The 23,066-nt window shown below is 61.5% G+C and carries 17 protein-coding genes and 4 tRNA genes; 20 read left to right on the top strand and 1 reads right to left on the bottom strand.

The genetic code is table 11. The features are described 5' to 3' along the window. Window positions 1–1,208 precede the first annotated feature (1,208 nt). A complete protein-coding gene (locus WS62_RS35615) occupies window positions 1,209–1,604 on the top strand; it encodes a GNAT family N-acetyltransferase (protein WP_231748466.1) in 396 nt (131 codons plus the stop codon). On the opposite strand, the gene WS62_RS37145 is transcribed toward WS62_RS35615, so the two are convergent. Beyond that, complete coding sequence (locus WS62_RS37145; protein WP_156441195.1) at window positions 1,598–1,843, bottom strand: hypothetical protein; 246 nt, start codon at window positions 1,841–1,843, stop codon at window positions 1,598–1,600. The two genes, WS62_RS35615 and WS62_RS37145, sit on opposite strands and share 7 nt — an antisense overlap. An 84-nt stretch (window positions 1,844–1,927) precedes the next feature. Here WS62_RS37145 and WS62_RS30900 point away from each other — a divergent pair. The 19 genes from WS62_RS30900 (at window position 1,928) to rpsJ (ending at window position 23,014) form a co-directional block, all read left to right on the top strand. Continuing rightward, window positions 1,928–2,013 (top strand) — tRNA-Tyr (locus tag WS62_RS30900). Window positions 2,014–2,056: 43 nt separating this feature from the next. Beyond that, window positions 2,057–2,130: transfer RNA gene (locus tag WS62_RS30905), tRNA-Gly, on the top strand. Window positions 2,131–2,154: 24 nt separating this feature from the next. Next, a tRNA-Thr gene (locus tag WS62_RS30910) sits at window positions 2,155–2,229 on the top strand. Window positions 2,230–2,292: 63 nt separating this feature from the next. After that, entirely contained in the window at window positions 2,293–3,483 is a 1,191-nt protein-coding gene (gene tuf / locus WS62_RS30915; protein WP_066486714.1) for an elongation factor Tu, read from the top strand. A 58-nt stretch (window positions 3,484–3,541) separates the two neighbouring features. Next, a tRNA-Trp gene (locus WS62_RS30920) sits at window positions 3,542–3,617 on the top strand. A 42-nt stretch (window positions 3,618–3,659) separates the two neighbouring features. Then, window positions 3,660–4,040: a preprotein translocase subunit SecE gene (gene secE, locus WS62_RS30925; RefSeq protein WP_066486712.1), complete on the top strand. Its 381-nt coding sequence runs from the start codon at window positions 3,660–3,662 to the stop codon at window positions 4,038–4,040. A 1-nt stretch (window position 4,041) separates the two neighbouring features. After that, on the top strand, window positions 4,042–4,599 hold the full coding sequence (gene nusG / locus WS62_RS30930) for a transcription termination/antitermination protein NusG (protein WP_004525645.1): 558 nt from the start codon (window positions 4,042–4,044) through the stop codon (window positions 4,597–4,599). A gap of 146 nt (window positions 4,600–4,745) precedes the next feature. Next, window positions 4,746–5,177 carry a 50S ribosomal protein L11 gene (rplK, locus tag WS62_RS30935; protein ID WP_004198368.1) on the top strand — a complete coding sequence of 144 codons (432 nt, stop codon included), beginning with the start codon at window positions 4,746–4,748 and terminating at the stop codon, window positions 5,175–5,177. Beyond that, window positions 5,178–5,876 (top strand): 50S ribosomal protein L1, encoded by a 699-nt coding sequence (rplA, locus tag WS62_RS30940; RefSeq protein ID WP_066579210.1) that lies wholly within the window; start codon window positions 5,178–5,180, stop codon window positions 5,874–5,876. It abuts the gene before it with no gap. A 297-nt stretch (window positions 5,877–6,173) separates the two neighbouring features. Next, the gene (gene rplJ / locus WS62_RS30945; protein WP_066579217.1) at window positions 6,174–6,671 is read left to right on the top strand and encodes a 50S ribosomal protein L10; all 498 of its coding nucleotides are present in this window, start codon (window positions 6,174–6,176) and stop codon (window positions 6,669–6,671) included. 63 nt (window positions 6,672–6,734) lie between these two features. Further along, on the top strand, window positions 6,735–7,109 hold the full coding sequence (gene rplL, locus WS62_RS30950; RefSeq protein ID WP_038754735.1) for a 50S ribosomal protein L7/L12: 375 nt from the start codon (window positions 6,735–6,737) through the stop codon (window positions 7,107–7,109). 363 nt (window positions 7,110–7,472) lie between these two features. After that, the gene (gene rpoB, locus WS62_RS30955) at window positions 7,473–11,579 is read left to right on the top strand and encodes a DNA-directed RNA polymerase subunit beta (protein WP_066579223.1); all 4,107 of its coding nucleotides are present in this window, start codon (window positions 7,473–7,475) and stop codon (window positions 11,577–11,579) included. Between the two features lie 21 nt (window positions 11,580–11,600). Continuing rightward, on the top strand, window positions 11,601–15,839 hold the full coding sequence (gene rpoC / locus WS62_RS30960) for a DNA-directed RNA polymerase subunit beta' (RefSeq protein WP_066579225.1): 4,239 nt from the start codon (window positions 11,601–11,603) through the stop codon (window positions 15,837–15,839). 192 nt (window positions 15,840–16,031) lie between these two features. Further along, window positions 16,032–17,879, top strand: coding sequence for a DNA helicase RecQ (gene recQ / locus WS62_RS30965; RefSeq protein WP_066579227.1), 1,848 nt, complete (start codon window positions 16,032–16,034; stop codon window positions 17,877–17,879). A 215-nt stretch (window positions 17,880–18,094) separates the two neighbouring features. After that, window positions 18,095–18,475: a 30S ribosomal protein S12 gene (rpsL, locus tag WS62_RS30970; RefSeq protein ID WP_004521903.1), complete on the top strand. Its 381-nt coding sequence runs from the start codon at window positions 18,095–18,097 to the stop codon at window positions 18,473–18,475. A 170-nt stretch (window positions 18,476–18,645) separates the two neighbouring features. Continuing rightward, a complete protein-coding gene (rpsG, locus tag WS62_RS30975) occupies window positions 18,646–19,116 on the top strand; it encodes a 30S ribosomal protein S7 (protein ID WP_004198359.1) in 471 nt (156 codons plus the stop codon). A 121-nt stretch (window positions 19,117–19,237) separates the two neighbouring features. Next, the gene (gene fusA, locus WS62_RS30980) at window positions 19,238–21,340 is read left to right on the top strand and encodes an elongation factor G (protein WP_059472181.1); all 2,103 of its coding nucleotides are present in this window, start codon (window positions 19,238–19,240) and stop codon (window positions 21,338–21,340) included. 39 nt (window positions 21,341–21,379) lie between these two features. Then, a complete protein-coding gene (tuf, locus tag WS62_RS30985; protein WP_066486698.1) occupies window positions 21,380–22,570 on the top strand; it encodes an elongation factor Tu in 1,191 nt (396 codons plus the stop codon). Window positions 22,571–22,702: 132 nt separating this feature from the next. Then, complete coding sequence (gene rpsJ / locus WS62_RS30990; RefSeq protein WP_004199280.1) at window positions 22,703–23,014, top strand: 30S ribosomal protein S10; 312 nt, start codon at window positions 22,703–22,705, stop codon at window positions 23,012–23,014. The last annotated feature ends 52 nt before the right edge of the window (window positions 23,015–23,066 follow it).

The following is a 23,066-nucleotide window of genomic DNA, read 5'->3' on the forward strand; positions in this document are numbered from 1 at the left end:
GTGAAACGACTCTACGCCGATGATAGTGCGGATTGCCCGTGTGAAAGTAGGTAATCGTCAGGCTCCCCTCTCAAAACCCCCGCCCACCCAGGCGGGGGTTTTGTTTTTTACACCCCCTCCACTCCAAACTCCCAGGCCCCTCGACCAGGCACAGGCACCCGCGTCTTCCCAACGCCCCACCTCCCTTCTCACCCAACTCCTGCTCCAGCCATCGTCAGCCTTGTCTGCAGGCCTCGTCGCATCGCATGGCCGACGCGGTAGCGAGCCACTGGCGTGGGACGCAACCGCGCTACGATGGCTGGCGTAGATCGACCGCTTTGAAATCCGCCGTCGGGCACACGCCGATCCTGTTTTCTTCTTTGGGTAAACTCCCGCGCCGCGTGCATCTATGCCAAGCTTCAAGGCTACCGCTTCGCGACAACCCCGCACCTAGGAATTCAATCGCCGCGCGACGAACCGCTCTTGCGCGGTGTATGTCGTCGCGAACGCCTGCCATTGGCAAGCGGTAGTGCAAGTGCCGCGCCCGTGACGCTCGAGGATCCGATGGCATCGGAAATGCCCAGGGCAAGATTCCGAGTTCAATGGAACAACTCACCCACGGTACTGCCTTTGAAGAACTCGCCCGAATAATCCTCGCGAGCGAAATGGATGCATATTCCGCTCTCAATGGTCGCCTAATTCGGCCAATGGTCGTTAAACCTCACACTGAGGCGTCGTGCAGGGGGCTTTTCTTGCAGCTTCGATCTCGGCCTCCTAGCGAAACGCCATTTCTCCTCTTTTGCTTGGACGGTTGCCGGCATCGGCAACTCAAGCGTCGCACTCGTCTACTCCTGGCACCTATTTGCATCAGGCGAAAGAGAAGGATGGTTGAGTCGAGGAAATTCGCTTAGAACAGAATGCCGGAGCGTCTCATCGGAGCAGATCTGCTGAGAGGCCGACGCGTATGCATCATCAAGAAAGGCCGAAATCGGATTTCCAACGTTTCCGACGGTGAAGGAAGATGCCACATCGACGCGAATTTGCTCTCGGCAGCCTCGTCGTGGCGAAAGGTATCGCCTGGCAGGCGGCGACCCCCACGCATGCGCGAGCGCTGCACCGCTATTACACGTCGAACATCGACCATCTAGCACCGTGGGAACCGCTCAGGGATGGCGCCTTCTACTCCCTGTCCTCGATCGAGGTGAGGCTCATCGATATGGCGCGGAAGAATGACTCACAATCCACGCTGCATTTGCTCCTGTTTCGGGCCGAAGACAGCGCCGCTCTCCGGAGTCTGCCACTTCACGAACATCGTGCGCGGGCCGTTTCAGGCGTGCCACCTCGGATTTTCTGGCGACGGGGCGCTACAGGGGCGAGGGTTGATGCGGGCGGGCCTGCGGGTCGCGATCGAGCACGTGTTGTTCGGCGTGCTGCGCCTGCATCGCATCATGGCGAACTACCGTCCCGAGAATGGGCGTAGCGGCCGGCTTCTTGCTCGGTTAGGCTTCGAGAGCGAGGGCTTTGCGCGTCGCTATCTTCAGATAAACGGCACACGGACGGACCACGTGCTGACGTCGCTGATCAATCCCGCGAGCGACGATTCATATATGGGGCTCGATTATTGATCGCTTGCTTTTTGCACTTGGGGCGATTTCTTTTGTGTTTGATCGCCGTTCGGCACTTGGCGGCACTCTTCCAACACCGTATGATTCAGGTCTTCCGTTTTCCGGCGCGTTTCTTGCCAGGCGGGCGGAGGCGGCGAAAGGTGGTGCCAGACGTTCCCGTTCGGTTCAGTAACGCGCATAGATGGCCCCGTTGCCGATGCGGCGGCAACTGAAAAGCGGCGACGCAGGTCGGACGACATCGGCGCGCTCGAAGAAGATGTAAATAATCTCAACGAAGCGCTTGACACGAATTCGATGTACCCCCATAATCGTCAGTTCTCTACGGAGGGGTGCCCGAGTGGCTAAAGGGGGCAGACTGTAAATCTGTTGGCTTACGCCTACGTTGGTTCGAATCCAACCTCCTCCACCAAGACATAAGCACAGAGCGGTATAAGGAATCGTTGCTGGCCCTTGCGGGTGTAGCTCAATGGTAGAGCAGAAGCCTTCCAAGCTTACGACGAGGGTTCGATTCCCTTCACCCGCTCCAGTCCAAGTAGTTGAAGCGTAGGGCGCCCATGTGGCTCAGTGGTAGAGCACTCCCTTGGTAAGGGAGAGGTCGGCAGTTCGATCCTGCCCATGGGCACCAGCGAAGTAGTCAGTGTCTGTTTGCGCGCGGCGCAACATGTGAAATTCCTTTCGGGAGTTGAAAATGGCCAAGGAAAAGTTTGAGCGGACCAAGCCGCACGTGAACGTTGGTACGATTGGTCACGTTGACCACGGCAAGACGACGCTGACGGCAGCGATCACGACGGTGCTGACGAAGAAGTTCGGCGGCGAAGCGAAGGCATATGACCAGATCGACGCGGCGCCGGAAGAAAAGGCGCGCGGCATCACGATCAACACGGCGCACGTGGAATACGAGACGGCGAACCGCCACTACGCCCACGTCGACTGCCCGGGCCACGCTGACTATGTGAAGAACATGATCACGGGCGCGGCGCAGATGGACGGCGCGATTCTAGTGTGCTCGGCTGCGGACGGCCCGATGCCGCAAACGCGTGAGCACATTCTGCTGGCGCGTCAGGTTGGCGTTCCGTACATCATCGTGTTCCTGAACAAGTGCGACATGGTGGACGACGCGGAACTGCTCGAACTGGTCGAGATGGAAGTGCGCGAACTGCTGTCGAAGTACGACTTCCCGGGCGACGACACGCCGATCATCAAGGGTTCGGCGAAGCTGGCGCTGGAAGGCGACACGGGCGAGCTGGGCGAAGTGGCGATCATGAGCCTGGCGGACGCGTTGGACACGTACATCCCGACGCCGGAGCGCGCGGTCGATGGTGCGTTCCTGATGCCGGTGGAAGACGTGTTCTCGATCTCGGGCCGCGGTACGGTGGTGACGGGTCGTGTCGAGCGCGGCGTGGTCAAGGTTGGTGAGGAAATCGAAATCGTCGGTATCAAGCCGACGGTGAAGACGACCTGCACGGGCGTGGAAATGTTCCGCAAGCTGCTGGACCAGGGTCAGGCGGGCGACAACGTCGGTATCCTGCTGCGCGGCACGAAGCGTGAAGACGTGGAGCGCGGCCAGGTTCTGGCGAAGCCGGGTTCGATCACGCCGCACACGCACTTCACGGCTGAGGTGTACGTGCTGTCGAAGGACGAAGGTGGTCGTCACACGCCGTTCTTCAACAACTACCGTCCGCAGTTCTACTTCCGTACGACGGACGTGACGGGCTCGATCGAGCTGCCGAAGGACAAGGAAATGGTGATGCCGGGCGACAACGTGTCGATCACGGTGAAGCTGATTGCGCCGATCGCGATGGAAGAAGGCCTGCGCTTCGCGATCCGCGAAGGTGGCCGTACCGTCGGCGCCGGCGTCGTCGCCAAGATCATCGAGTAAGCCAGTTCTCGCTGATCGACAGTTTAGGGGCCGGTGTCAGCCGGTCCCAACATGGTCTAGGGGTATAGCTCAACTGGCAGAGCGTCGGTCTCCAAAACCGAAGGTTGGGGGTTCGATTCCCTCTGCCCCTGCCACATAAGCCACGTTCTTCTACGTGGCGTTTGTTTTAGAGTGTTATGGCGAATCCTTCCGTCGAAACTGTAAATACCTCCGGCGATAAGCTGATGCTGGCCCTGGGTGTATTGTTGGTCTTGGCCGGATTCGCGGGCTTCTTCTTGCTGGGTGGCAAGGAGTGGTATGTCCGCGGCGCTGCTCTGGCAGTGGGGGTGATCGCCGGTGTGGGCGTTGCATTGATATCGCTCCCGGGCAAGAGCTTCATTGCTTTTGCGAAGGATTCATATCGCGAAGTGCGCAAAGTCGTTTGGCCCACGCGCAAGGAAGCCACGCAAACCACGCTTGTCGTCTTCGGTTTTGTGCTGGTCATGGCTCTCCTTCTTTGGATAAGCGATAAATCCATCGAATGGGTGATTTTCTCGGTGATTCTGGGTTGGAAATGATATGAGCGATACTCCGGCATCCCCGAGCGGAAAACGTTGGTACGTCGTGCACGCCTACTCCGGTATGGAGAAGAGCGTGCAACGTGCGCTTCAAGAGCGTATCGAGCGTGCCGGCATGCAGGACAAGTTCGGCCAGATCTTGGTTCCGACTGAGGAAGTGGTTGAAGTCAAGGGCGGTCACAAGGCGGTGACCGAGCGTCGTTTCTTTCCCGGCTACGTGCTGGTGGAAATGGAGATGACGGACGAAACGTGGCACCTCGTGAAAAACACCGCGAAGGTCACCGGTTTCGTCGGTGGGGCACGTAATCGCCCGAGTCCGATTTCCCCGCGGGAAGTCGAAAAGATCATGTCGCAGATGCAGGAAGGCGTGGAGAAGCCACGCCCGAAGACCCTGTTCGAAGTCGGCGAGATGGTGCGGGTGAAGGAAGGTCCGTTCACGGACTTCAACGGCACGGTCGAAGAAGTGAACTACGAAAAATCGAGAGTTCGCGTGTCGGTCACCATTTTCGGTCGCGCAACACCGGTCGAATTGGAATTCGGTCAGGTCGAGAAGGTTTGAGCAAGTTCAGGTGGGCAGCTCCGGGAGCTGCCCACCTTTCGCGCTTACGGCCCGCGCTAATGGTCGTTGAGGAGCGCAAGTAGTCGCAGGACGAACCCGCGTTATCACTCACCGGACGCTTTCATGCGTTCCAACGAGGTTTTCAAATGGCAAAGAAGATTGTCGGCTTTATCAAGCTGCAGATCCCTGCAGGTAAAGCCAACCCGTCGCCGCCGGTCGGTCCGGCACTGGGCCAGCGCGGCCTGAACATCATGGAGTTCTGCAAGGCGTTCAACGCGCAGACTCAAGGCATGGAGCCGGGCCTGCCGGTGCCGGTCGTCATCACGGCATACGCGGACAAGAGCTTCACGTTCGTGATGAAGACCCCGCCCGCAACGGTCCTGATCAAGAAGGCGGCGAAGGTCGACAAGGGCTCGAGCAAGCCCCACACCGACAAGGTCGGCAAGATCACCCGCGCGCAAGCGGAAGAAATCGCGAAGACCAAGATGCCGGATCTTACGGCAGCTGATCTCGATGCAGCCGTTCGCACCATCGCTGGTAGCGCACGCTCGATGGGCATCACTGTGGAGGGCGTGTAAATGGCCAAGATCTCGAAGCGCCGTCAGGCATTTGCCGCTAAGGTCGACCGTCAGAAACTGTACGTGATCGACGAGGCTTTGGCTCTCGTGAAGGAATGTGCGAGCGCGAAGTTCAACGAGTCGATCGACGTCGCGGTTCAGCTCGGCATCGATGCGAAGAAGTCGGACCAGGTCGTTCGTGGTTCGGTCGTGCTGCCGGCTGGTACCGGCAAATCGGTCCGCGTCGCCGTGTTCGCGCAAGGCGAGAAAGCCGAGCAAGCGCGCGCTGCCGGCGCCGAAGTGGTCGGTATGGAAGATCTGGCTGAGCAGATCAAGGCCGGTCAAATGGACTTCGACATCGTGATCGCTTCGCCGGACACGATGCGTATCGTCGGTACGCTGGGTCAGATCCTCGGTCCGCGCGGCCTGATGCCGAACCCGAAGGTCGGCACGGTCACCCCGGACGTCGCGACCGCAGTGAAGAATGCGAAGGCGGGTCAGGTGCAATTCCGTGTCGACAAGGCGGGTATCATCCACGCGACGATCGGCCGTGCATCGTTCGAGTCGACCGCGTTGCGCACGAACCTGTCGGCGCTGATCGAAGCGCTGCAGAAGGCGAAGCCGGCGACGAGCAAGGGCGTGTACCTGCGCAAGATCGCGCTGTCGAGCACGATGGGCGTCGGCGTTCGCGTCGACCAGGGCTCGCTGGCCGCGCAGTAAGCGAAGTATTCGGGCCGCTTCCGCAAGAAGCGGCTAAAAAGGGCTTTGGGCGGTCGTTCGGTGCAGCATCGTCGGACGGCCGGTTATCAAAGACCGTTGGTGGGAAAGCAGCAGTTGAGCGATCCCTTAATGCAAGCCAACGCAGATGGCGAACCCGAAAAAGTTTTGCAGTGGTGAAGCGGAAGGTCGGCGAGCGATCGACGATCTTCGGCGGAAATACTCCTAACGAGTCGGACGCCGTTGTTGAACGAGGTACGCGACGCGTCATGCGGAGCGTATCGATTCTGGAGGCTAACCGTGCCGCTTAATAGAGAAGACAAGCAAGCCGTCGTTGCTGAGGTCGCCGCGCAAGTTGCGAAGGCCCAGACCGTTGTGCTGGCTGAGTATCGTGGGATTACGGTTGGCGATCTGACCACGCTGCGCGCGAAAGCGCGCGAGCAACAGGTTTACCTGCGCGTGTTGAAGAACACGCTGGCGCGCCGCGCCGTCGAAGGTACGCCGTTTGCTCCCCTGGCGGAGCAGATGACTGGCCCCCTGATCTACGGCATCTCGGAAGATGCCATTGCTGCTGCGAAGGTCGTCAACGACTTCAGCAAGAGCAATGACAAGTTGGTCATCAAGGCCGGTTCGTTCGATGGCAAGGTGATGGACAAGGCGGGCGTGCAAGCGCTGGCCAGCATCCCGAGCCGCGAAGAACTGCTCTCGAAGCTGCTGTTCGTCATGCAGGCACCTGTTTCCGGCTTTGCGCGCGCTCTGGCCGCGCTGGCGGAGAAGACGCAGGCCGAAGCTGCATAAGCGGACGCATCTGGGCACAACAGATCGCTGGCTGTATCCGAATTCAATTTAGGAGTATTTCAAATGGCAATCGCAAAAGAAGACATCCTGGCAGCAGTCGAAGGGATGACTGTTCTGGAACTGAACGAGCTGGTCAAGGCGTTTGAAGAGAAGTTTGGCGTGTCGGCTGCTGCTGTCGCCGTTGCTGGCCCGGCTGCTGGCGGCGCGGCTGCTGCTGCTGAAGAAAAGACCGAATTCACGGTCGTTCTGGCTGAAACCGGCGCCAACAAGGTTTCCGTCATCAAGGCCGTTCGCGAACTCACGGGCCTGGGCCTGAAGGAAGCGAAGGACCTCGTCGACGGCGCACCGAAGCCCGTCAAGGAAGGCGTGGACAAGGCCGCTGCCGACGATGCGAAGAAGAAGCTGGAAGAAGCTGGCGCGAAGGTCGAAATCAAGTAAGTTTCGACGCGCTGTGCGAAGGCTGGCGGTTTTTCACCGCCGGCCTTTTTGTGCTTTGTGGGGGCAGTGTTTTGACACTCTTTGAAGAGGTCGGACGAGCACCCTTAGAAGCCAAAGAAAAACGCCTATCCACCATCGATCGGCGATTCTCTTTGTCTTCTGAAGCGACTGCAGAAGGCAAGTTTGGTCGGGCAGCGGGCAACACAGGCATCCGCTGCCGTCAGCCAGCGGTTGGTAGCGGCCAACCACCAAGCTTCTCGGCTCGTGCCGTCGGACGGCCATCGGGTCTCAGTCGGTGAACACTCGGGTTTGACACGTCAAGGTATCCCGCCTCGATAGCGCCCGTCGTGATTCGGAGATCGTATGCAATATTCCTTCACCGAGAAGAAGCGCATTCGCAAGAGTTTCGCGAAGCGTTCCATCGTTCACCAAGTGCCTTTTCTGCTGGCCACCCAGCTTGAATCATTCAGCACATTTCTGCAAGCCGATGTGCTCGCCGCGCAACGCAAGTCCGAAGGGTTGCAGGCCGCCTTCACGTCGGTGTTTCCCATCGTCTCGCATAACGGCTTTGCTCGTCTCGAGTTCGTAAGCTATGCGTTGTCGTCGCCGGCGTTCAACATCAAGGAATGCCAGCAGCGCGGCCTGACCTATTGCTCGGCGCTGCGCGCGAAGGTGCGCCTCGTGCTCCTCGACAAGGAGTCGCCGAGCAAGCCCGTCGTCAAGGAAGTCAAGGAACAGGAAGTGTACATGGGCGAAATTCCGCTCATGACGCCGACCGGTTCGTTCGTCATCAACGGCACCGAGCGCGTGATCGTGTCGCAGCTGCACCGGTCACCCGGCGTGTTCTTCGAACACGACAAGGGCAAGACGCATAGCTCGGGCAAGCTGCTGTTCTCCGCGCGGATCATTCCGTACCGCGGCTCTTGGCTCGACTTCGAATTCGATCCGAAGGACGTGCTGTTCTTCCGCGTCGACCGTCGTCGCAAGATGCCGGTCACGATCCTGTTGAAGGCGATCGGCCTCACGCCGGAACAGATCCTCGCGAACTTCTTCGTCTTCGACAACTTCACGCTGATGGACGAAGGCGCGCAGATGGAGTTCGTGCCCGAGCGCCTGCGTGGCGAAGTCGCGCGCTTCGACATCACTGATCGCGAAGGCAAGGTCATCGTCCAGAAGGACAAGCGGATCAATGCGAAGCACATTCGCGATCTCGAAGCCGCGAAGACCAAGTACATCTCGGTGCCCGAAGACTATCTGCTCGGCCGCGTGCTGGCGAAGAACGTCGTCGACGGCGACACGGGCGAAGTGATCGCGAACGCGAACGACGAGATCACGGAAGGTGTGCTCGAGAAGCTGCGCGAAGCGAAGATCAAGGAAATCCAGACGCTCTACACGAACGATCTGGACCAGGGTCCGTACATCTCGTCGACGCTGCGCGTCGACGAAACCGTCGACAAGACGGCCGCGCGCATCGCGATCTACCGGATGATGCGCCCGGGCGAGCCGCCGACGGAAGAAGCCGTCGAGGCGCTGTTCAATCGTCTGTTCTACAGCGAAGACGCGTACGACCTGTCGAAGGTCGGCCGCATGAAGTTCAACCGCCGCGTCGGCCGTGACGAAATCACGGGCCCAATGACGCTGCAGGACGACGACATCCTCGCGACGATCAAGATCCTCGTCGAGCTGCGCAACGGCAAGGGCGAAGTCGACGACATCGACCACCTCGGCAACCGTCGCGTGCGCTGCGTCGGCGAACTGGCGGAGAACCAGTTCCGCGCGGGTCTCGTGCGCGTCGAGCGCGCGGTGAAGGAACGCCTCGGCCAGGCCGAAAGCGAAAACCTGATGCCGCACGACCTGATCAACTCGAAGCCGATCTCGTCGGCGATCCGCGAGTTCTTCGGTTCGTCGCAGCTGTCGCAGTTCATGGACCAGACCAACCCGCTGTCGGAAATCACGCACAAGCGCCGCGTTTCCGCGCTGGGCCCGGGCGGTCTGACGCGCGAGCGCGCGGGCTTCGAAGTCCGCGACGTGCACCCGACCCACTATGGCCGCGTGTGCCCGATCGAAACGCCGGAAGGTCCGAACATCGGTCTGATCAACTCGCTCGCCCTGTACGCACACCTGAACGAGTATGGCTTCCTCGAGACGCCGTACCGCAAGGTCGCCGACAGCAAGGTGACCGATCAGATCGACTATCTGTCGGCGATCGAAGAAGGCCGCTACATGATCGCGCAGGCGAACGCGGCGATCGACAACAACGGTCAGCTGGTCGACGAACTGGTGTCGTCGCGCGAAGCCGGCGAAACGATGATGGTCACGCCGGACCGCATTCAGTACATGGACGTGGCGCCGTCGCAGATCGTGTCGGTTGCGGCCTCGCTGATTCCGTTCCTCGAGCACGATGACGCGAACCGTGCACTGATGGGCTCGAACATGCAGCGTCAGGCCGTGCCGTGTCTGCGTCCCGAGAAGCCCGTCGTCGGTACCGGCATCGAGCGCACCGTGGCGGTCGACTCGGGTACGACGGTGCAGGCGCTGCGCGGCGGCGTCGTCGATTATGTGGACGCGGGCCGTATCGTGATTCGCGTGAACGACGACGAAGCGGTCGCGGGCGAAGTCGGCGTCGACATCTACAACCTGATCAAGTACACGCGTTCGAACCAGAACACGAACATCAATCAGCGTCCGATCGTGAAGATGGGCGACAAGGTCGCGCGAGGCGACGTGCTGGCCGACGGCGCATCGACGGATCTGGGCGAGCTCGCACTCGGCCAGAACATGCTGATCGCGTTCATGCCGTGGAACGGCTACAACTTCGAGGATTCGATCCTGATCTCGGAGAAGGTCGTGGCCGACGATCGCTACACGTCGATCCACATCGAAGAGCTGAACGTCGTTGCACGCGACACGAAGCTCGGGCCGGAAGAAATCACGCGCGACATCTCGAACCTGGCGGAAGTCCAGCTCGGCCGTCTCGACGAATCGGGCATCGTCTACATCGGTGCGGAAGTCGAAGCGGGCGACGTGATGGTCGGCAAGGTGACGCCGAAGGGCGAAACCCAGCTCACGCCGGAAGAGAAGCTGCTGCGCGCGATCTTCGGCGAGAAGGCGTCGGACGTGAAGGACACGTCGCTGCGCGTGCCGTCGGGCATGAGCGGCACGGTGATCGACGTCCAGGTCTTCACGCGTGAAGGCATCCAGCGCGACAAGCGTGCGCAACAGATCATCGACGACGAACTGAAGCGCTATCGTCTCGACCTGAACGACCAGCTGCGTATCGTGGAAGGCGACGCGTTCCAGCGTCTCGCGCGCATGCTCGTCGGCAAGGTCGCGAACGGCGGTCCGAAGAAGCTCGCGAAGGGCACGAAGATCGACCAGGCTTACCTGGAAGACCTCGACCACTATCACTGGTTCGACATCCGCCTCGCCGACGACGAAGCGGCCGCGCAGCTCGAAGCGATCAAGAACTCGATCGAAGAGAAGCGTCACCAGTTCGACCTCGCGTTCGAAGAGAAGCGCAAGAAGCTCACGCAAGGCGACGAACTGCCGCCGGGCGTGCTGAAGATGGTCAAGGTGTATCTCGCGGTGAAGCGCCGTCTGCAGCCTGGCGACAAGATGGCAGGCCGTCACGGTAACAAGGGTGTCGTGTCGAAGATCGTTCCGATCGAGGACATGCCGTACATGGCCGACGGCCGTCCGGCAGACGTCGTGCTGAACCCGCTCGGCGTGCCGTCGCGGATGAACGTGGGTCAGGTTCTGGAAGTGCACCTCGGCTGGGCCGCGAAGGGTCTCGGCTGGCGTATCGGCGAAATGCTGGCGCGTCAGACGAAGATCGAGGAACTGCGCGTGTTCCTGACGAAGATCTACAACGAGTCGGGCCGCGCGGAAGATCTGGAAAGCTTCAGCGACGACGAGATCCTCGAACTGGCGAAGAACCTGCGCGAAGGCGTGCCGTTCGCGACGCCGGTGTTCGATGGTGCGACCGAAGAAGAAATGTCGAAGATGCTCGATCTGGCATTCCCGGACGACATCGCCGAACAGCTCGGCATGAATCCGTCGAAGAACCAGGTTCGTCTGTACGACGGCCGCACGGGCGAGATGTTCGAGCGTCGCGTGACGCTCGGTTACATGCACTACCTGAAGCTGCACCACTTGGTCGACGACAAGATGCACGCGCGTTCGACGGGCCCGTACTCGCTCGTGACGCAGCAGCCGCTGGGCGGCAAGGCTCAGTTCGGCGGCCAGCGTTTCGGTGAAATGGAAGTGTGGGCGCTCGAAGCGTATGGCGCATCGTACGTGCTGCAGGAAATGCTGACGGTGAAGTCGGACGACGTGACCGGCCGGACCAAGGTTTACGAGAACCTGGTCAAGGGCGATCACGTGATCGATGCAGGCATGCCGGAATCCTTCAACGTGCTCGTGAAGGAAATCCGCTCGCTCGGTATCGACATCGATCTCGACCGCAATTAATCGGACTACGGAGAGAAAGCAATGAAAGCGCTGCTCGATCTATTCAAGCAAGTCCAACAAGAAGAAGTTTTTGACGCGATCAAGATTGGTCTGGCTTCGCCGGACAAGATCCGTTCGTGGTCGTTCGGCGAAGTAAAGAAGCCGGAGACGATCAACTACCGCACGTTCAAGCCGGAGCGCGATGGTCTGTTCTGCGCGAAGATCTTCGGCCCGATCAAGGACTACGAGTGCTTGTGCGGCAAGTACAAGCGCCTGAAGCACCGCGGCGTGATCTGCGAGAAGTGCGGCGTCGAAGTGACGCTCGCGAAGGTGCGTCGTGAACGGATGGGCCACATCGAGCTGGCCTCGCCGGTCGCGCACATCTGGTTCCTGAAGTCGCTGCCGTCGCGTCTGGGCATGGTGCTCGACATGACGCTGCGCGACATCGAGCGCGTGCTGTACTTCGAAGCATACGTGGTGATCGATCCGGGCATGACGCCGCTGAAGGCGCGGCAGATCATGACCGAAGAGGATTACTACAACAAGGTCGAGGAATACGGCGACGAATTCCGTGCAGAGATGGGCGCGGAAGGCGTGCGTGAACTGTTGCGCGCGATCAACATCGACGAGCAGGTCGAGACGCTGCGCACCGAGCTGAAGAACACCGGCTCGGAAGCGAAGATCAAGAAGTACGCGAAGCGCCTGAAGGTCCTCGAGGCATTCCAGCGCTCGGGCATCAAGCCCGAGTGGATGATCCTCGAAGTGCTGCCGGTGCTGCCGCCGGAACTGCGTCCGCTCGTGCCGCTCGACGGCGGCCGCTTCGCCACGTCGGACCTGAACGACCTGTATCGCCGCGTGATCAACCGTAACAACCGGTTGAAGCGTCTGCTCGAGCTGAAGGCGCCGGAGATCATCGTCCGCAACGAAAAGCGGATGCTGCAGGAAGCCGTCGACTCGCTGCTCGACAACGGCCGCCGCGGCAAGGCGATGACGGGCGCGAACAAGCGTCCGCTGAAGTCGCTCGCGGACATGATCAAGGGCAAGGGCGGCCGCTTCCGTCAGAACCTGCTCGGCAAGCGCGTCGACTACTCGGGCCGTTCGGTCATCGTGGTCGGCCCGACGCTGAAGCTGCATCAGTGCGGTCTGCCGAAGCTGATGGCGCTCGAGCTGTTCAAGCCGTTCATCTTCAACAAGCTGGAAGTGATGGGCGTCGCGACGACCATCAAGGCTGCGAAGAAGGAAGTCGAGAACCAGACGGCGGTCGTGTGGGACATCCTCGAAGAGGTGATCCGCGAGCACCCGGTGATGCTGAACCGCGCGCCGACGCTGCACCGTCTCGGCATCCAGGCGTTCGAGCCGGTGCTGATCGAAGGCAAGGCGATCCAGCTGCACCCGCTCGTCTGCGCGGCGTTCAACGCCGACTTCGACGGTGACCAGATGGCCGTTCACGTGCCGCTGTCGCTCGAAGCGCAGATGGAAGCGCGCACGCTGATGCTCGCGTCGAACAACGTGCTGTTCCCGGCGAACGGCGATCCGTCGATCGTGCCGTCGCAGGATATCGTGCTGGGTCTGTACTACGCGACCCGCGAAGCGATCAATGCGAAGGGCGAAGGCCTGACGTTCACCGGCGTGTCGGAAGCGCTCCGCGCGTACGAAAACAAGGAAGTCGAGCTCGCATCGCGCGTGAACGTGCGGATCACCGAAATGGTCCGCAACGAGGACACGTCGGAAGGCGCGCCGCAGTTCGTGCCGAAGATCTCGCTGTACGCGACGACCGTCGGCCGCGCGATCCTGTCGGAAATCCTGCCTGCCGGCCTGCCGTTCTCGGTGCTGAACAAGCCGCTGAAGAAGAAGGAAATCTCGCGCCTCATCAACACCGCGTTCCGCAAGTGCGGTCTGCGCGCGACGGTGGTCTTTGCCGACCAGCTGATGCAGTCGGGCTTCCGTCTCGCGACGCGCGCCGGCATCTCGATCTGCGTCGACGACATGCTCGTGCCGCCGCAGAAGGAAACGATCGTCGGCGACGCCGCGAAGAAGGTGAAGGAGTACGACCGTCAATACATGTCGGGTCTCGTCACCGCGCAGGAACGCTACAACAACGTGGTCGACATCTGGTCGGCGACGTCGGAAGCGGTCGGCAAGGCGATGATGGAGCAACTGTCGACGGAGCCGGTGACGGACCGCGACGGCAACGAAACGCGCCAGGAATCGTTCAACTCGATCTACATGATGGCCGACTCGGGCGCCCGGGGTTCGGCGGTGCAGATTCGTCAGCTGGCCGGTATGCGCGGCCTGATGGCGAAGCCGGACGGCTCGATTATCGAGACGCCGATTACCGCGAACTTCCGTGAAGGCCTGAACGTGTTGCAGTACTTCATCTCGACCCACGGTGCACGTAAGGGTCTGGCTGATACGGCGCTGAAGACGGCGAACTCGGGTTACCTGACGCGTCGTCTCGTCGACGTGACGCAGGATCTCGTCGTCGTCGAGGACGATTGCGGTACGTCCAACGGCGTCGCGATGAAGGCGCTCGTCGAAGGCGGTGAAGTCGTCGAAGCGCTGCGCGACCGTATCCTTGGCCGCGTCGCGGTGGCGGACGTCGTGAATCCGGAAACGCAGGAAACTCTGTACGAATCCGGCACGCTGCTCGACGAAACGGCAGTCGAAGAGATTGAGCGCCTTGGCATCGACGAAGTGCGCGTGCGCACGGCGCTGACCTGCGAAACGCGCTACGGTCTGTGCGCGTCGTGCTACGGCCGCGACCTCGGCCGCGGCTCGCTCGTGAACGTCGGCGAAGCGGTCGGCGTGATCGCGGCGCAGTCGATCGGTGAGCCGGGCACGCAGTTGACGATGCGTACGTTCCACATCGGCGGTGCGGCATCGCGCGCGGCAGTGGCTTCGTCGGTCGAAGCGAAGAGCAACGGCACCGTGCGCTTCACGGCGACGATGCGTTACGTCACGAACGCGAAGGGCGAGCAGATCGTCATCTCGCGTTCGGGCGAGGCGATGATCACGGACGATATCGGCCGTGAGCGTGAACGCCACAAGGTGCCGTACGGCGCGACGCTGCTGCAGCTCGACGGTGCGCAGATCAAGGCGGGTACGCAGTTGGCCACGTGGGATCCGCTGACGCGTCCGATCATCACCGAGTACGGCGGTACGGTGAAGTTCGAGAACGTCGAGGAAGGCGTGACGGTCGCGAAGCAGATCGACGACGTGACCGGTCTTTCGACCCTCGTCGTGATCGACGTGAAGCGCCGCGGTTCGCAAGCTTCGAAGAGCGTGCGTCCGCAGGTGAAGCTGCTCGACGCGAACGGCGACGAAGTGAAGATCCCGGGCACGGAGCACGCGGTGCAGATCGGCTTCCAGGTCGGCGCGCTGATCACCGTGAAGGACGGTCAGCAGGTGCAGGTGGGTGAGGTGCTCGCGCGGATCCCGACCGAAGCGCAGAAGACGCGTGACATTACCGGCGGTCTGCCGCGAGTCGCCGAGCTGTTCGAAGCGCGTTCGCCGAAGGATGCGGGCATTCTCGCGGAAGTCACCGGTACGACGTCGTTCGGCAAGGACACGAAGGGCAAGCAGCGTCTCGTCATCACGGATCTCGAGGGCAACCAGCACGAGTTCCTGATTGCGAAGGAAAAGCAGGTGCTGGTCCACGATGCTCAGGTCGTCAACAAGGGCGAAATGATCGTGGACGGCCCGGCCGATCCGCACGACATCCTGCGTCTGCAGGGTATCGAGGCGCTGTCGCGCTACATCGTCGACGAAGTGCAGGACGTGTACCGTCTGCAAGGCGTGAAGATCAACGACAAGCACATCGAAGTGATCGTGCGTCAGATGCTGCGCCGCGTGCAGATCACCGACAACGGCGATACGCGTTTCATCCCTGGCGAGCAGGTCGAGCGTTCGGACATGCTGGACGAGAACGATCGCATGACCGCTGAGGACAAGCGCCCGGCGTCGTACGACAACATCCTGCTGGGTATCACGAAGGCGTCGCTGTCGACCGACTCGTTCATCTCCGCGGCATCGTTCCAGGAAACGACCCGCGTGCTGACCGAAGCCGCGATCATGGGCAAGCGCGACGATCTGCGTGGCCTGAAGGAAAACGTGATCGTCGGTCGTCTGATTCCGGCAGGTACGGGCCTCGCGTTCCACAAGGCGCGCAAGGCGAAGGAACTGTCGGATCGCGAGCGTTTCGACCAGATCGCAGCGGAAGAGGCGTTCGAGTTCGGCACGCCGGCGGCGCCCGCCGAAGAGCCGCAGCATCCGGCGGAGTAAGCGAAGCGGCGTGAGCCGCTTTGCCAGTCTGCTGATGAAGCCGCCCGGTTTCGACCGGGCGGCTTTTTTTTCGCGAACCGTTCGGCGGCGAGTCCGCCGAACGGACAACGTGCGCACGCCGTCCTCCTTTCGCTGCGGGGACGTTGGTAAAATTCCGCCAACCGGCTCTTTTCGCTGTCCTCCATCCGATCCATGTCCCGCGCGCTCGAAATTCTCAACGAAATCTTTGGCTATCCCGCCTTCCGAGGTCAACAGGGCGAGATCGTCGAGCACGTCGCCGCGGGCGGCGACTGTCTCGTGCTGATGCCGACAGGCGGGGGCAAGTCGCTCTGCTATCAAATCCCGGCGCTCGTGCGCAGCGAGGCGGGCCGCGGCGCCGGCATCGTCGTGTCGCCGCTGATCGCGCTGATGCAGGACCAGGTCGCCGCGCTTTCCGAAGTCGGCGTGCGCGCCGCGTATCTGAATTCGACGCTTTCCGGCGCCGAGGCGGCCGCGACCGAGCGCGCGCTGCGCGACGGCGACATCGATCTGCTCTACGTCGCGCCCGAGCGGCTCATGACGCCGCGCTTTCTCGATCTGATCGAGCGCGCCCGCATCGGCCTCTTCGCAATCGACGAGGCACACTGCGTGTCGCAGTGGGGGCACGATTTCCGGCCCGAATACATCCAGCTGTCGGTGCTGCACGAGCGCTTCCCGGACGTACCGCGGATCGCGCTGACGGCGACCGCTGACGCGATCACACGCGACGAGATCGTCCAGCGGCTCGCGCTCGACGACGCGCGGATTTTCGTATCGAGCTTCGATCGGCCGAACATCCGGTACCGGATCGTCGAGAAGGACAACGCGCGCGCGCAGCTGCTCGACTTCATCCGGGCGGAGCACACGAATGCGGACGGCACGACCGACGCGGGCGTCGTCTACTGCCTGTCGCGCCGCAAGGTCGAGGAGACAGCCGAGTGGCTGAAGGCGCAAGGGGTTCGCGCGCTGCCGTATCACGCGGGGATGGATTTCGAAATCCGCCAGAGGCACCAGGAGATGTTCCAGCGCGAGGAAGGCGTCGTCATGTGCGCGACGATCGCGTTCGGGATGGGCATCGACAAGCCGGACGTGCGTTTTGTCGCGCACCTCGATTTGCCGAAGAGCGTCGAAGGCTACTACCAGGAGACGGGCCGCGCGGGTCGCGACGGCATGCCCGCCAACGCGTGGATGGCGTACGGGCTCGGCGACGTGGTCCAGCAGCGCAAGATGATCGACGAGTCGGACGCCGACGACACGCACAAGCGCGTCCAGACGTCGAAGCTCGACGCGCTGCTCGGGCTGTGCGAGACGGCGTCGTGCCGCCGCGTCCGGCTGCTTGCGTATTTCGGCGAGACGAGCGCGCCGTGCGGCAACTGCGACACTTGCCTGGAGCCGCCGGCGACGTGGGATGCGACGCGCGAGGCGCGGATGGCGCTGTCGTGCGTGTTCCGGGCGCAGCGCGCGAGCGGCTTCAATTTCGGCGCGAGCCACCTGATCGAAGTGCTGCGTGGCGCGCGCAACGAGAAGGTGCTGCAGCGCGGCCACGAGAATCTCAGCACGTTCGGCATCGGCGCCGAGCTGTCCGAGCCCGAATGGCGCGCGATCTTCCGGCAGCTTGTCGCGTTCGGCTACCTCGCCGTCGATCACGGCGGATTCGGCGCGCTCGTGCTGACCGAGGCGAGCAAGCCGGTGCTGAAGGGCGAGGAGAAGGTCACGCTGCGCCGCTACGTGAAGCCGGCGCGCACCCGCCAGTCGTCGGGCCGCAGCGGCGCACGCGTCGATCCGACGGCCGGCATGAATCCGCGCGAGCGCGCATGCTGGGAGCGGTTGCGCGCATGGCGGGCGGAGACCGCGAAGAGCGACGGCGTGCCCGCGTACGTGATCTTCCATGACGCGACGCTCGCGGAGATCGCCCGCAACGCGCCGGAGTCGATCGACGACCTGCGCCATATTCCGGGGATCGGCGCGCGCAAGCTCGACCGCTTCGGCGACGAGATCCTCGAGGTCGTCGAAGCGGCCTGACGCGCGTCGCGCCCGCCTGTATTCCGGCACCAAAAATCACGCAAGCTGTTGACTCACTTGGGATTTTCGGAATATCATGCGAGGTTCCGGTTCTCGGTGGGTTGATTCCTGGGCGCAAGCCCTAGGTCGCGTGCTCGTTCCGGAGCGTCACGCACGTCGGATTTCGCTTTGCCCGAGGCCGACGCGTCGTTTTTGGTCAATTTCAGGAATAAACAATGCCAACCATCAATCAACTGGTTCGCAAAGGCCGTGCGTCGGAAACGACGAAGAGCAAGAGCCCGGCCTTGCAGGACTGCCCCCAGCGTCGCGGCGTGTGCACCCGTGTGTACACGACGACGCCGAAGAAGCCGAACTCGGCACTCCGTAAGGTCGCCAAGGTTCGCCTGACGAACGGCTTCGAAGTGATTTCGTACATCGGCGGTGAAGGCCACAACCTGCAGGAACACTCGGTTGTGCTGATCCGCGGCGGCCGTGTGAAGGACTTGCCGGGTGTGCGTTACCACATGGTTCGCGGTTCGCTGGATACGCAGGGCGTCAAGGACCGTAAGCAAGCTCGCTCGAAGTACGGCGCGAAGCGTGCGAAGGCTGCGAAGTAAGCTGCCTCTGAATGGAGATCGCCTCCGGGCGGTTAAGGCGGTGGTGCCGGATTGCCGGTGCTGTCGAGTAAGTGGTCACCCGGCCAAGCTGGTTAGTCGAGCAGATGAGATCGGGTTAGTTGGTGGCCGCGGGGCTTTCGAGCTCCAACTGAACAGGTAAAGGAAGAAACATGCCGCGTCGTCGCGAAGTCCCCAAGCGGGAAGTGTTGCCGGATCCGAAGTACGGCAACGTTGATGTAGCCAAGTTCATGAACATGCTGATGCTGTCCGGCAAGAAGTCGGTCGCTGAACGCATCGTTTATGGCGCATTCGAACAAATCCAGACCAAGGGTGGCAAGGACCCGCTGGAAGTGTTCACGGTTGCGCTCAACAACGTGAAGCCGGTGGTCGAAGTGAAGAGCCGTCGCGTTGGTGGTGCCAACTATCAGGTTCCGGTCGAAGTGCGCCCGTCGCGTCGTATGGCATTGGCGATGCGCTGGTTGCGCGAGGCTGCGAAGAAGCGTAGCGAGAAGTCGATGGCGCTGCGTCTGGCCGGTGAGCTCTCCGAAGCGGCTGAAGGCCGCGGCGGCGCAATGAAGAAGCGCGACGAAGTTCACCGGATGGCGGAAGCCAACCGGGCGTTCTCGCACTTCCGTTTCTAAGCGCCAGGCTGGGCTGTTAGCGGAAAAATTCCGGGCGGGTGCGCTTTTCGAGCGCCTCGCCCGTTTGTGTTGAGGTGTGCTGCGACAAGGGTCGCATCGCGCCAACCAATAGAGGATCAAAGTGGCTCGTAAGACTCCTATCGAGCGCTACCGCAACATCGGTATTAGCGCTCACATCGACGCCGGCAAAACGACGACGACCGAGCGCATTCTGTTTTACACCGGTGTGAACCACAAGATCGGTGAAGTTCACGACGGCGCTGCAACGATGGACTGGATGGAGCAGGAACAGGAGCGTGGCATCACGATCACGTCCGCTGCGACCACCGCCTTCTGGAAGGGCATGGGCGGCAACTATCCGGAACACCGCATCAACATCATCGACACCCCGGGGCACGTCGACTTCACGATCGAAGTGGAGCGCTCGATGCGCGTCCTCGACGGTGCGTGCATGGTCTACTGCGCAGTGGGCGGCGTGCAGCCGCAGTCGGAAACGGTGTGGCGCCAGGCGAACAAGTACAAGGTGCCGCGTCTTGCGTTCGTCAATAAGATGGACCGTACCGGCGCGAACTTCTTCAAGGTCTACGACCAACTGAAGACGCGTCTGAAGGCGAACCCGGTGCCGGTGGTGGTGCCGATCGGCGCGGAAGAGACCTTCAAGGGCGTCGTCGACCTCATCAAGATGAAGGCGATCATTTGGGACGAGGCGTCCCAAGGCACGAAGTTCGACTACGTCGACATTCCGGCTGAACTCGCCGATACGTGCAACGAGTGGCGCGAGAAGATGGTTGAAGCAGCGGCCGAATCGAGCGAAGACTTGATGAACAAGTATCTCGAGGCGGGCGAGCTGGCCGAGGCGGAAATCGTCAAGGGCCTGCGAGATCGTACGATCGCTTGCGAAATCCAGCCGATGCTGTGCGGTACCGCGTTCAAGAACAAGGGCGTGCAGCGCATGCTCGACGCCGTGATCGACTTCCTGCCGTCGCCGGTCGATATTCCGCCGGTTACGGGCGAACTCGAAAATGGCGAGAAGACGGAACGCCGCGCTGCCGACGACGAGAAATTCTCGGCGCTCGCGTTCAAGATCATGACCGACCCGTTCGTCGGCCAACTGATCTTCTTCCGCGTGTATTCGGGTGTGGTGAATTCGGGCGACACGCTGCTCAACGCGACCAAGGACAAGAAGGAACGTCTCGGCCGTATTCTGCAGATGCACGCGAACCAGCGCGAAGAAATCAAGGAAGTGCGCGCCGGCGACATCGCTGCAGCGGTCGGCCTGAAGGAAGCGACGACGGGCGACACGCTGTGCGATCCGGCACATCCGATCGTGCTCGAACGCATGATTTTCCCGGAGCCGGTGATTTCGCAGGCAGTCGAGCCGAAGACGAAGGCTGACCAGGAAAAGATGGGCCTGGCGCTCAACCGTCTCGCTCAGGAAGATCCGTCGTTCCGCGTGCAGACCGACGAAGAATCGGGTCAAACGATCATTTCGGGCATGGGCGAGCTCCACCTCGAAATCCTGGTTGACCGGATGAAGCGTGAGTTCGGCGTGGAAGCGACGGTCGGCAAGCCGCAGGTGGCATACCGCGAAACCATTCGCAAGTCGGCTGCAGATGTGGAAGGCAAGTTCGTCAAGCAGTCGGGCGGCCGTGGTCAGTATGGCCATGCGGTGATTACGCTTGAGCGTAGCGAGCAAGGCAAGGGTTATGAATTCGTTGATGCGATCAAGGGCGGTGTGATTCCTCGCGAATTCATTCCTTCGGTCGACAAGGGTATTCAAGAAACCCTGAAGAGCGGTGTGATGGCAGGCTTCCCGGTGGTGGACGTCAAGGTCACGCTGACTTTCGGCTCGTACCACGACGTCGACTCGAACGAAAATGCGTTCCGCATGGCTGGTTCGATGGCGTTCAAGGAAGCAATGCGCCGCGCCGATCCGGTTCTGCTCGAGCCGATGATGGCTGTGGAAGTCGAGACGCCTGAAGATTTCATGGGCAACGTGATGGGCGATCTGTCGGGTCGTCGCGGCATTATCCAGGGCATGGATGACATGGTCGGCGGCGGCAAGATCGTTCGCGCCGAAGTGCCGCTGTCGGAGATGTTCGGCTACTCGACGTCGCTGCGTTCGCTGACGCAAGGTCGTGCAACGTACACGATGGAGTTCAAGCACTACGCTGAAGCTCCGAAGAACGTTGCTGATGCGATCATCAGCGCCAAGTCGAAGTAACTCGACAATACAACTGATTATTTTTGAAAGAAGAGAGTCATGGCAAAAGGTAAATTCGAGCGGACCAAGCCGCACGTGAACGTTGGTACGATTGGTCACGTTGACCACGGCAAGACGACGCTGACGGCAGCGATCACGACGGTGCTGACGAAGAAGTTCGGCGGCGAAGCGAAGGCATATGACCAGATCGACGCGGCGCCGGAAGAAAAGGCGCGCGGCATCACGATCAACACGGCGCACGTGGAATACGAGACGGCGAACCGCCACTACGCCCACGTCGACTGCCCGGGCCACGCTGACTATGTGAAGAACATGATCACGGGCGCGGCGCAGATGGACGGCGCGATTCTAGTGTGCTCGGCTGCGGACGGCCCGATGCCGCAAACGCGTGAGCACATTCTGCTGGCGCGTCAGGTTGGCGTTCCGTACATCATCGTGTTCCTGAACAAGTGCGACATGGTGGACGACGCGGAACTGCTCGAACTGGTCGAGATGGAAGTGCGCGAACTGCTGTCGAAGTACGACTTCCCGGGCGACGACACGCCGATCATCAAGGGTTCGGCGAAGCTGGCGCTGGAAGGCGACACGGGCGAGCTGGGCGAAGTGGCGATCATGAGCCTGGCGGACGCGTTGGACACGTACATCCCGACGCCGGAGCGCGCGGTCGATGGTGCGTTCCTGATGCCGGTGGAAGACGTGTTCTCGATCTCGGGCCGCGGTACGGTGGTGACGGGTCGTGTCGAGCGCGGCGTGGTCAAGGTTGGTGAGGAAATCGAAATCGTCGGTATCAAGCCGACGGTGAAGACGACCTGCACGGGCGTGGAAATGTTCCGCAAGCTGCTGGACCAGGGTCAGGCGGGCGACAACGTCGGTATCCTGCTGCGCGGCACGAAGCGTGAAGACGTGGAGCGCGGCCAGGTTCTGGCGAAGCCGGGTTCGATCACGCCGCACACGCACTTCACGGCTGAGGTGTACGTGCTGTCGAAGGACGAAGGTGGTCGTCACACGCCGTTCTTCAACAACTACCGTCCGCAGTTCTACTTCCGTACGACGGACGTGACGGGCTCGATCGAACTGCCGAAGGACAAGGAAATGGTGATGCCGGGCGACAACGTGTCGATCACGGTGAAGCTGATTGCGCCGATCGCGATGGAAGAAGGCCTGCGCTTCGCGATCCGCGAAGGTGGCCGTACCGTCGGCGCCGGCGTCGTCGCCAAGATCATCGAGTAATATCGACGATCCGCAGTTTGTAGTAATATTCAGCGCCCGGGGCCGGGCGCCCGCTCTCCGCGGATGTCCGGTCCTACGTTCTTTTTGTGATCCGGCGGTGCAATATCGCCTCGCTCTTTTGAAGGAATCGCCATGCAGCAGCAAAAAATCCGCATTCGCCTGAAGGCTTTCGACTATCGTCTGATTGATCAGTCGGCTGCCGAGATCGTCGACACGGCAAAGCGGACCGGCGCGATCGTCCGTGGCCCCGTGCCGCTGCCGACGCGTATCCAGCGCTTCGATATCCTCCGTTCGCCGCACGTCAACAAGACGTCGCGCGACCAGCTTGAAATCCGCACCCACCAGCGCCTGATGGACATCGTCGATCCGACCGACAAGACGGTTGACGCGCTGATGAAGCTCGACCTGCCGGCTGGCGTCGACGTGGAAATCAAGCTGCAATAAGGCTTGCAGCGCCGCCCGGCTTGCCGGGCGGCGCTAAGTCTTTGATTGCTTG

The sequence above is a fragment of the Burkholderia sp. ABCPW 14 genome (assembly GCF_001523835.1).
GTDB classification, from domain to species: Bacteria; Pseudomonadota; Gammaproteobacteria; order Burkholderiales; family Burkholderiaceae; genus Burkholderia; species Burkholderia mayonis.

Coding starts and splice junctions, on each gene's coding strand:
- rpoB (WP_066579223.1), top strand. CDS start 7,473: ATGCAATATTCCTTCACCGAGAAGAAGCGCATTCGCAAGAGTTTCGCG.
- rplL (WP_038754735.1), top strand. CDS start 6,735: ATGGCAATCGCAAAAGAAGACATCCTGGCAGCAGTCGAAGGGATGACT.
- rplA (WP_066579210.1), top strand. CDS start 5,178: ATGGCCAAGATCTCGAAGCGCCGTCAGGCATTTGCCGCTAAGGTCGAC.
- tuf (WP_066486698.1), top strand. CDS start 21,380: ATGGCAAAAGGTAAATTCGAGCGGACCAAGCCGCACGTGAACGTTGGT.
- secE (WP_066486712.1), top strand. CDS start 3,660: ATGGCGAATCCTTCCGTCGAAACTGTAAATACCTCCGGCGATAAGCTG.
- rpsJ (WP_004199280.1), top strand. CDS start 22,703: ATGCAGCAGCAAAAAATCCGCATTCGCCTGAAGGCTTTCGACTATCGT.
- nusG (WP_004525645.1), top strand. CDS start 4,042: ATGAGCGATACTCCGGCATCCCCGAGCGGAAAACGTTGGTACGTCGTG.
- tuf (WP_066486714.1), top strand. CDS start 2,293: ATGGCCAAGGAAAAGTTTGAGCGGACCAAGCCGCACGTGAACGTTGGT.
- recQ (WP_066579227.1), top strand. CDS start 16,032: ATGTCCCGCGCGCTCGAAATTCTCAACGAAATCTTTGGCTATCCCGCC.
- rplK (WP_004198368.1), top strand. CDS start 4,746: ATGGCAAAGAAGATTGTCGGCTTTATCAAGCTGCAGATCCCTGCAGGT.
- rpoC (WP_066579225.1), top strand. CDS start 11,601: ATGAAAGCGCTGCTCGATCTATTCAAGCAAGTCCAACAAGAAGAAGTT.
- rpsL (WP_004521903.1), top strand. CDS start 18,095: ATGCCAACCATCAATCAACTGGTTCGCAAAGGCCGTGCGTCGGAAACG.
- WS62_RS35615 (WP_231748466.1), top strand. CDS start 1,209: ATGACTCACAATCCACGCTGCATTTGCTCCTGTTTCGGGCCGAAGACA.
- rpsG (WP_004198359.1), top strand. CDS start 18,646: ATGCCGCGTCGTCGCGAAGTCCCCAAGCGGGAAGTGTTGCCGGATCCG.
- WS62_RS37145 (WP_156441195.1), bottom strand. CDS start 1,843: ATGTCGTCCGACCTGCGTCGCCGCTTTTCAGTTGCCGCCGCATCGGCA.